Source organism: Glycomyces sp. NPDC046736 (assembly GCF_040645615.1).
Classification (GTDB): domain Bacteria; phylum Actinomycetota; class Actinomycetes; order Mycobacteriales; family Micromonosporaceae; genus Glycomyces.
On record NZ_JBEYYO010000020.1, the window covers coordinates 104,378 to 111,983 of the forward strand.

The following is a 7,606-nucleotide window of genomic DNA, read 5'->3' on the forward strand; positions in this document are numbered from 1 at the left end:
CGTTGGTGCTGAGCCTTGATGAAAGCGTTGCCTGGCGTCGAGGGGTTTCTCACCTTGAGCGACTCCATGTGCCCTAGGCTGGATATATGCGCGATCGACCCCGCCAGCACCGTGTGCCCGGACTGTCCGCACGCGGGAGCGACCAGCCCGGACCGCCCGCCGAAGGGGTGTACGCACTGCTGCGCACCAGTCTGCTCGCCGGACTGGCGATAGCCGCACTGCTGTTCCCGCTGGTCGCGATGGCCGGTCTGAGCGCGAAGGCGGGCTTCAGCGCGATCGACACGCTGTCGGTGCAGGTGACCGAGACCGACCCGCCGCTCACGTCGTACGTGTACGCGGCCGACGGCGAGACGCTCATCAGCTTGTTCTACGACGAGTTCCGCCGCCACGTCACGCTCGACGAGGTCGCGCCGGTCATGCAGCAGGCGATGGTCGCGGCCGAGGACTCGCGGTTCTACCAGCACAACGGGGTGGACTACCGGGGCATCGTCCGAGCGTTCGTGGCGAACAATTCCTCGGGTGGGGTCGAGCAGGGCGCCTCGACGATCACGATGCAGTACGTCCGAGGCGCGCTCCAGCTCAACGCCGAGTCGATCGGCGAGGTCATCGCGGCCACCGAGCAGACCGCGACTCGCAAGCTCACCGAGGCGCGGCTGGCGATGGCCGTGGAGGAGCAGCTCTCCAAGGACGAGATCCTGGAGCGCTACCTCAACCAGGCCTACTTCGGGCACAACGCGTACGGGATCTTCGCGGCCTCGCAGGTGTACTTCTCCAAGCATCCTTCGGAGCTGAGCCTCCAGGAGGCCGCGACGCTGGCCGGGCTGGTGCAGGCCCCCTCGGCGTACGACCCGATCACCTCCGACCAGACCGCGGCGCTGACGCGGCGCAACTGGGTGCTCGACCGGATGGTCGACATCGACTACCTCTCGCACGGCGACGCCTCAATGGTGCGCGGGCTGCCGATCGAGCTGGACGTCTCCGACCCGCCGAACTCGTGCATCGGGGTCGAGGGGACCCCGACCGACTACGGGTTCTTCTGCGACTACTTCCGGCTCTGGTGGCGCCAGCAGGACGCGTTCGGCGACACCCCGGCCGAGCGCGAGCAGGAGCTGCGCCAGGGCGGGTACACGATCATCACCTCGCTGGACCCCGACGTCCAGGAGATCGCCAACGACACGGTGAACAAGGCCAAGGGCAAGAACTCGCGGCTGGCGCACGGCGCGGTCGTCATGGAGCCGGGCACCGGGCGGATCCAGGCGCTGGGCCTGAACCGCACGTTCTCCTACGACCAGAGCGACAACGGGCCGCACTCCAACCCGCGGTTCGACCGCAAGGGCAACTACCCGAACACGGTGAACCCGGTGCTCGGCGGCGGCGACACCGGCGGCTACCAGGCCGGTTCGACGTTCAAGGTGTTCACGATGCTCGCCGCGCTCGACGCGGGCTATCCGCTCGACTACAACATCAACTCCCCCAACCAGGTGCGCACCAGCTTCGTGTCGGCCACGACCGCGTGCGGCGGGAACTGGTGCCCGAAGAACGGCTCGGCCTCGATGGCCGGGAACCGGGACATGTGGTCGGGCTTCGGGATGTCGGTGAACACGTACTTCGCGCAGCTCATCGACCGGGTCGGGGCCGACAAGACCGTCGAGATGGCCGAGCGGATGGGGCTCCAGTGGCGCAGTGAAGGCGACGCCTACTACGCGTCCGAGGAGCGGCGCGCCGGGTGGGGGCCGTTCACGCTGGGCGTCTCGGACGTGCAGCCGATCGAGATGACGAACGTGTTCAACACGCTCGCGGCCGAGGGCGAGTACTGCGAGCCGCTGCCTGCGCTGCGGATCATCGACCCGCACGGGCAGGAGCTCGACGCGGCCTCGCCGCGGTGCCACCAGGAGCTCGACGAGGACGTGGCGCGGGCCGCGACCGACGCGGGCCGGTGCGTCACCGAGACCGCGCGCGGCGGCGCGCAGTGCGGGTCGTGGGGCACCTCGGCGGTGGTCGGGAGCCTGGCCGGGCGGCCCGTGGCGGGCAAGTCCGGTACCACCGACAACAACCGGGCCTCGTGGTTCCTGGGGTACACGCCGCAGCTGACGGTGGGCGCGTTCATGGCCGACCCGGACTACATCTTCAACCCGGTGGGCGAGTCGAACTCGTCGGTGTCGAAGGAGACGGCGGGCAAGATCATCCGGGACGCTTTGAAGGACGTGCCGGAGGAGAAGTTCAAGGCGCCTTCGAAGCAGATCCAGTTCGACGGCAAGAAGGACTGAGGATCTAGCGTTCTGCGACGGCCTCGTCGGCTTCGGCCGACGGGGCCGTTTCGGTCTCCGCGGCGGCCTCGTCGAGTTCGCGGCGCTCGCGGCGCAGCAGGACCGTCCAGCCGATGGGGACCAGCGCGGCGAACAGGGCCCACTGACCGGCGTAGGAGTAGTTCTGCCAGTCCTTGAACGAGGGGGTCTCCAGGGCGGTGAAGCCCTCGGCGGGCTCGGTGTCGGCGAGCCAGGCCGAGCGGAACTCGTAGTCGTAGTGGGGGCCGAGGAGTTCGAGGCTGAGGCGGCGGGCCTCCAGGTGGTCCTCGACCTCGGTGACGCCGCCGCTGGACTCCTCGTACTCGTAGACGCGGCCGGTGACGGTGACCTCGCCGGCGGGCGCGGCCGGGTAGTCGGGGACGGCGCCGGTGCTCTCGGAGGCCACGAAGCCGCGGTCGACGAGGATCGCGGTGCCGTCCTCGAGGACGAGGGGGGTGACGATCTCGTAGCCGTTGACGCTGCCGTTGGTCTGGGCGCGGAGCACGACCTCGCGCTCGGCGTCGTAGACCCCGACGGCTTCGACGAGGGTCCAGCGGACCGCGTCGTCGAGCGTTCCTCCGGCGGGCAGGGTCGCGTCAAGTTCGGCGGCCTCGGTGCTGTTCTCGATGACCTCGTTGGCGGCGGCGCGCTCCACGGCGCGGTTCCACTGCCACTGCGAGAGCAGCCCGCACACGAGCATCACGACCACGCCCGCCAGGGTCAGACCGACCCACCTGGGTGCGAAGACGAACCTGTACCGCTGCATCACGCCGCCGAGTTTAGGCGGTGCGCGAGCGGCCCTGACGGCCGCTGCCCGGCCCATGCGCCCGCTCACCCCCTGCAACGGGCATAGGATTGCGCCTCATGAGCGAAGTAGTGAACGCGGTGCGCGCCGCCATGCCCGGAGTGCGCGCCGATCTGGAGGCCCTCGTCAAGATCCCGGCGATCGCCTTCGAGGGATTCGACCACGAGCCGGTCCGTCAGGGCGCCGACGCCGTCCAACGCCTGCTGGAGGAGGCCGGGGCCGCCGAGGTCCGGCAGCTCTCGCACGGCGCGGGGCAGCCGAGCGTGTACGCGCACTTCCCGGCGCCCGCGGGGCAGCCGACGGTGCTGCTGTACGCGCACCAGGACGTGCAGCCGGTCGGCGACCTGAGCCTGTGGGAGCAGGACGACCCGTTCACCGTGGTCGAGAAGGACGGGCGACTGTACGGGCGCGGGGTGGCCGACGACAAGGCCGGGGTGATGGCCCACCTCGCCGCGCTGCGGGCCTTCGGCGGGAAGCCGCCGGTGGGCGTCAAGCTCCTCATCGAAGGCGAGGAGGAGTTCGGTTCGCCGACCCTGGAAGGGCTGCTGCGCGAGCACGCCGAACTGCTCTCGGCCGACGTGGTCGTGATCGCCGACTCCACCAACTGGAGGACCGAGGTCCCGGCGCTGACCACCACGCTGCGCGGGGTCATCAACGTGTACGTCGAGGTCGCGGTGCTGGGTGGCGCGGTCCACTCGGGGATCTTCGGCGGGCCGGTGCCCGACGCGCTCACCGCGCTCGCGCGCCTGGTGGCCACGATGCACGACGAGGACGGCAACGTCGCGGTGGCGGGCCTGGTCGACGGCAAGGGCAGCGCGCTCGACTACGACGAGGCGGCGCTGCGGCACGAGGCCGGGATGCTGCCGGGGACCGAGTTCATCGGGACCGGTCGCCTCACCGAGCGGTTGTGGTCCAAGCCGACCGCGACCGTGCTGGGCATCGACGCGCCGGGCGCGGCCGAGGCGGCGAACGCGTTGCAGCCCAAGGCGCGCGCGAAGGTCTCGTTCCGGCTCGCGCCGGGCGACTCTGGCGAGAACGCGGTCAAATCGGTGCGCGAGCACTTCGAGGCCAACGCGCCCTGGGGCGCGAAGGTCACGGTGACCGCCGAGGGCGGCGTGGGCGACCCGTGCGCGGTCGACACGACCGGCCCGGCCTACGACGCGGCCCGCGCGGCGTTCGCCGAGGCCTGGGACGGCACCGAGCCGGTCGAGATCGGCATCGGCGGCTCGATCCCGATGATCGCCACGTTCCAGGAACTGTTCCCCAGCGCCGAGATCCTGGTCACCGGAGTGGAGGACCAGTACTCGAACCCGCACGGCCCCAACGAGTCCCTCGACATCGCGATGTTCGAGCGGGTCTGCGTGGGCGAGGCGCTGCTGCTGGAGAAGCTGGCTCGCTGAAGCTGAACGCCGCCGGGCTCGGAGTGATGCGAGCCCGGCGGCGTTTTCCTATATCATATATCCTATACGATATAGGATTTAAAGTCCGTCGCGGAACTTGCGCAGCAGCTTCGCGAGCGGGTCGGCGGTGGTCTCGAAGAGGTCCTTGTACGACTTCGCGGCGGCCTTGGCCTCGGCCGAGATCGAGGCGTCGCCGTCCTCGTCGCGCCTGGGGTAGTCACCGGCGAGGTAGTCGCGGTACTCCCCGTCGTCGATCCAGGACTTGAGGGCCGCGGCGCGGGCCACGGCGAAGTCGTGGCTGCGCTGCTCCAGCAGCATGAGCTTGAGGAAGCTGTCCCGCAGGTCCCCGCCGGACTCGAACTCCTTGGCCTGCTCCAGGAACGCGGCGGTGTCCACGTCGTGGAGGTCGCCGCCGCCGGCCATCTTGGCCATGAAGCGCACGGCCGCGGCCGGGTCCTGGACCGCCAGCGCGCCCGCGCGGTCGGCCGAGAGCTCGGCCTTGCGGCTCCACTCGTAGAGCGCGGCGGTGATGACGCGGATGCCGACCACCCCGACGGGAATCCAGGAGACCGAGGTGGTCAGGCGCAGGAGGATCATCAGGAGGGTCCGGTAGAGGCCGTGCCCGGAGAGGGCGTGGCCGAGCTCGTGTGCGAGCAGGAACCGCAGCTCGGTCTCGTCGAGCAGGTCGAGCGAGCCGGAGTTGATCACGATCATCGGCTTGTCGATGCCGATGCACATGCCGCCGAGGTCGGGGTTGCGGGTGACGTAGAGGTCGGGGAGGTCTGCGGCGTCGAGGACCGCGCCGACGGAGAGGTAGGCCTCGTGGACGCGCGAGTACTGGTGGCGGTCGACGCGGATCGCCGAGCCCATGAGGCTCAGCTTGAGGGCCCGCTCGGTGATCATCCCGGAGAGCTTGCGGGTGACGAGGTCGAAGCCGCGCAGTTCCCGCAGGGCGACCAGGGCGCCGCGGTCGGCCGGGTGCTCCCAGGCGCGGGTCGATATGCCGCGCAGGAGGTTCGGCTCCCGGGAGGAGGATTCCCTGACTTCGACCGGTCCGGCCTCGTCCGGGGCCTGCTCGTCTCCGGTCTCGTCGTGCGCCGGTGGCTGCTCATCGCTCATGCCCGCTCCTCACGGTTTGGCTCTGATGCAAGTGTGGCACGCCCACGCCAGTACGGCGACGCCTCGCCAGTGCCATGAACGCCGTCGGAGCGACGCGGATACGGAGTGTGAACGCGCGGTGGCGTCGGATTCGTTCGCTCGTAGGGTGTCGGCATAGCGGGCATTGCCGCCCACTTAGGGCAATATAACGAATCGGCGTCAACCGCGGGCGTGCCGCTTGACACTTGAGCGCTCAAGGACTACTCATTGATGTGGGTCAGCAATTCCGGGGCGTCGTGAAGAATCGTTTGGGGTGTTCTTGCGACGCCCCGTATCCATGCCCACGTTCGGTCTCCCCGCGCCCCGAACGGACCGACCGCCGGGTATCCTTGCGCTGGCGCGGTGCCGTGTGCGACCCCGCCGGGCCTCAGTAGCTCAGCTGGATAGAGCACCGGACTTCTAATCCGACGGTCGCAGGTTCGAATCCTGCCTGGGGCGCCATCGGACCACTCTCCGATTCACCGGTGCTTCCGGCGACATTGGACTCGACGCTTCCCACTCCCCGAAAGCGATCCGATCATGGCCAGACTCCTTCCGACGCCCGTGTTCGGCTCGATCCGGTACCGCCACGGGGCCACGATGCACTCGGTGCTGGCGACCGCCGTGATCCTCGCGGTGCTGGCGTTCATCCCGAATTCCGAGGGCGACCTCAAGCCGTGGGTGCTGCCGTTCGCGGCCGTGGGTCTGGCGTTCTACCTGTACCCGCTGGTGCGGCGGACGAAGGTGGTGGCCACGAGCGCGGAAGGTGTCGAGCTTCAGACGTTCGTGGGTGCCCGGCGCACGTTCGTGGCCTGGCGGGACGTCGAGGCCGTGGTGCTGTGGAGGCAGCCGGGCGGCATGGCCAAGCAGACGTTCGTGGGCGTCGAGAGGACGCAGGACGCGCCGCCACTGCCGCGAGAGGCGAAGCAGGGCTTGGTGACCGTCAAGACCGACCCCGCCGCGCTTCCGCCCGGGATCAGCGCCAGACTCGCGAGCGCTTCGGTCCCCGCCGGAAGGATCGACCCCGGGGCCCTCGCCACCCTGATCGCCGCCGCGAGCGCCGAGGTCCCGGTGGTGGACGCCCAGGATCCTATGTCCCCCAAGCAGGTTCGGCCTACCTGACGCCGAGGACGGCCGCTCGTCTGCGTTCAGAGGCCGCCGCCAGTGGTGTCCTCTTCTTTGAAGGTCGCGGTCAGGACCTTGGGTTCGCTGTTGAGGGACTCGGTGAGCTCGCGGACCGAGCCGCGCCCGGCGAGCATGATCTCGGTGGAGTGGGGGCCGTCGGGGGTCTCGGTGTCCTCGTCCTCGATCTCGACCACGTTGAAGCCCTTGGCGGTGCAGACGGCCAGCGCGGCGGTGAGGCCTTCGGAGTTGAGGTAGCGCAGGTGGAGGCGGCCGGTGTGCTTGGCGTGGCGGGAGATGGCGTTCTCGACGGGAGCGAGGCCCGCGACGACGATCAGGTGCATGGCGGTGACGGCGACAGCGGCCCACGGCAGCCCCGCGGCGCACGCGATCGCGATGGCGGTGACCGACCAGATCGACGCTGCCGTGGTCATCCCGAAGACGAGATTGCGCCGAAAGAAGATGACGCCCGCACCGAGGAACCCGACCCCGGTCACGACCTGCGCGGCGATGCGCGCGGGGTCGACCCCGGGCGTGTTCGGATCGACCTCGGCGAACCCGTAACGCCCGGCGAGCACGAACAGCGCGGCCCCGACGGCGATGAGCGCATGCGTGCGCATCCCGGCAGGCTTCCCCTGCCACTCCCGCTCAGCCCCGATGACGAGCCCGAGAAGCAGGGCGAGCCCGAGAGGCGCAAGCTGCTGCAAGACCTGGTCCATGACGAACAGGAGTACCCGATCCGAAAGATGTGAACCCCACTCACAGGCGGCAGGCGGCAGGCGGCAGGCGGCAGGCGGCAGGCGGCAGGCGGCAGGCGGCAGGCGGCAGGCGGCAGGCGGCAGGCGGCAGGCGGCAGG

Annotated in this window: 7 protein-coding genes and 1 tRNA gene; 5 read left to right on the forward strand and 3 right to left on the reverse strand. The window is 69.9% G+C overall.

Annotation, left to right across the window (positions count from 1 at the left end; genetic code table 11):
- Positions 1-86 precede the first annotated feature (86 nt).
- Complete coding sequence (locus tag AB0B28_RS18925) at positions 87-2,267, forward strand: transglycosylase domain-containing protein (RefSeq protein ID WP_360122875.1); 2,181 nt, start codon at positions 87-89, stop codon at positions 2,265-2,267.
- A 4-nt stretch (positions 2,268-2,271) separates the two neighbouring features.
- Here AB0B28_RS18925 and AB0B28_RS18930 read toward each other — a convergent pair whose 3' ends face one another.
- Positions 2,272-3,051, reverse strand: a complete 780-nt coding sequence (locus AB0B28_RS18930; protein ID WP_360122908.1) for an SURF1 family protein — start codon at positions 3,049-3,051, stop codon at positions 2,272-2,274.
- Positions 3,052-3,149: 98 nt separating this feature from the next.
- Between AB0B28_RS18930 and AB0B28_RS18935 the strand changes: the two genes are divergently transcribed.
- Positions 3,150-4,490 carry a dipeptidase gene (locus AB0B28_RS18935; protein WP_360122878.1) on the forward strand — a complete coding sequence of 447 codons (1,341 nt, stop codon included), beginning with the start codon at positions 3,150-3,152 and terminating at the stop codon, positions 4,488-4,490.
- A gap of 78 nt (positions 4,491-4,568) precedes the next feature.
- Here the strand turns inward: AB0B28_RS18935 and AB0B28_RS18940 are convergent, their stop codons facing one another.
- Positions 4,569-5,609, reverse strand: a complete 1,041-nt coding sequence (locus tag AB0B28_RS18940; RefSeq protein ID WP_360122881.1) for a M48 family metallopeptidase — start codon at positions 5,607-5,609, stop codon at positions 4,569-4,571.
- A gap of 403 nt (positions 5,610-6,012) precedes the next feature.
- Between AB0B28_RS18940 and AB0B28_RS18945 the strand changes: the two genes are divergently transcribed.
- A tRNA-Arg gene (locus AB0B28_RS18945) sits at positions 6,013-6,089 on the forward strand.
- A 78-nt stretch (positions 6,090-6,167) separates the two neighbouring features.
- A complete protein-coding gene (locus AB0B28_RS18950) occupies positions 6,168-6,749 on the forward strand; it encodes a hypothetical protein (RefSeq protein ID WP_360122884.1) in 582 nt (193 codons plus the stop codon).
- Positions 6,750-6,775: 26 nt separating this feature from the next.
- Here the strand turns inward: AB0B28_RS18950 and AB0B28_RS18955 are convergent, their stop codons facing one another.
- Positions 6,776-7,426, reverse strand: coding sequence for an MgtC/SapB family protein (locus AB0B28_RS18955; RefSeq protein ID WP_360122911.1), 651 nt, complete (start codon positions 7,424-7,426; stop codon positions 6,776-6,778).
- Here AB0B28_RS18955 and AB0B28_RS18960 point away from each other — a divergent pair.
- Positions 7,358-7,501: a hypothetical protein gene (locus AB0B28_RS18960; protein ID WP_360122917.1), complete on the forward strand. Its 144-nt coding sequence runs from the start codon at positions 7,358-7,360 to the stop codon at positions 7,499-7,501. The two genes, AB0B28_RS18955 and AB0B28_RS18960, sit on opposite strands and share 69 nt — an antisense overlap.
- The last annotated feature ends 105 nt before the right edge of the window (positions 7,502-7,606 follow it).

Bases quoted from the DNA above. Each gene is read 5' to 3' on its own strand.
- AB0B28_RS18940 (WP_360122881.1), bottom strand. From the start codon at position 5,609: ATGAGCGATGAGCAGCCACCGGCGCACGACGAGACCGGAGACGAGCAG.
- AB0B28_RS18930 (WP_360122908.1), bottom strand. From the start codon at position 3,051: ATGCAGCGGTACAGGTTCGTCTTCGCACCCAGGTGGGTCGGTCTGACC.
- AB0B28_RS18950 (WP_360122884.1), top strand. From the start codon at position 6,168: ATGGCCAGACTCCTTCCGACGCCCGTGTTCGGCTCGATCCGGTACCGC.
- AB0B28_RS18935 (WP_360122878.1), top strand. From the start codon at position 3,150: ATGAGCGAAGTAGTGAACGCGGTGCGCGCCGCCATGCCCGGAGTGCGC.
- AB0B28_RS18960 (WP_360122917.1), top strand. From the start codon at position 7,358: ATGCGTGCGCATCCCGGCAGGCTTCCCCTGCCACTCCCGCTCAGCCCC.
- AB0B28_RS18925 (WP_360122875.1), top strand. From the start codon at position 87: ATGCGCGATCGACCCCGCCAGCACCGTGTGCCCGGACTGTCCGCACGC.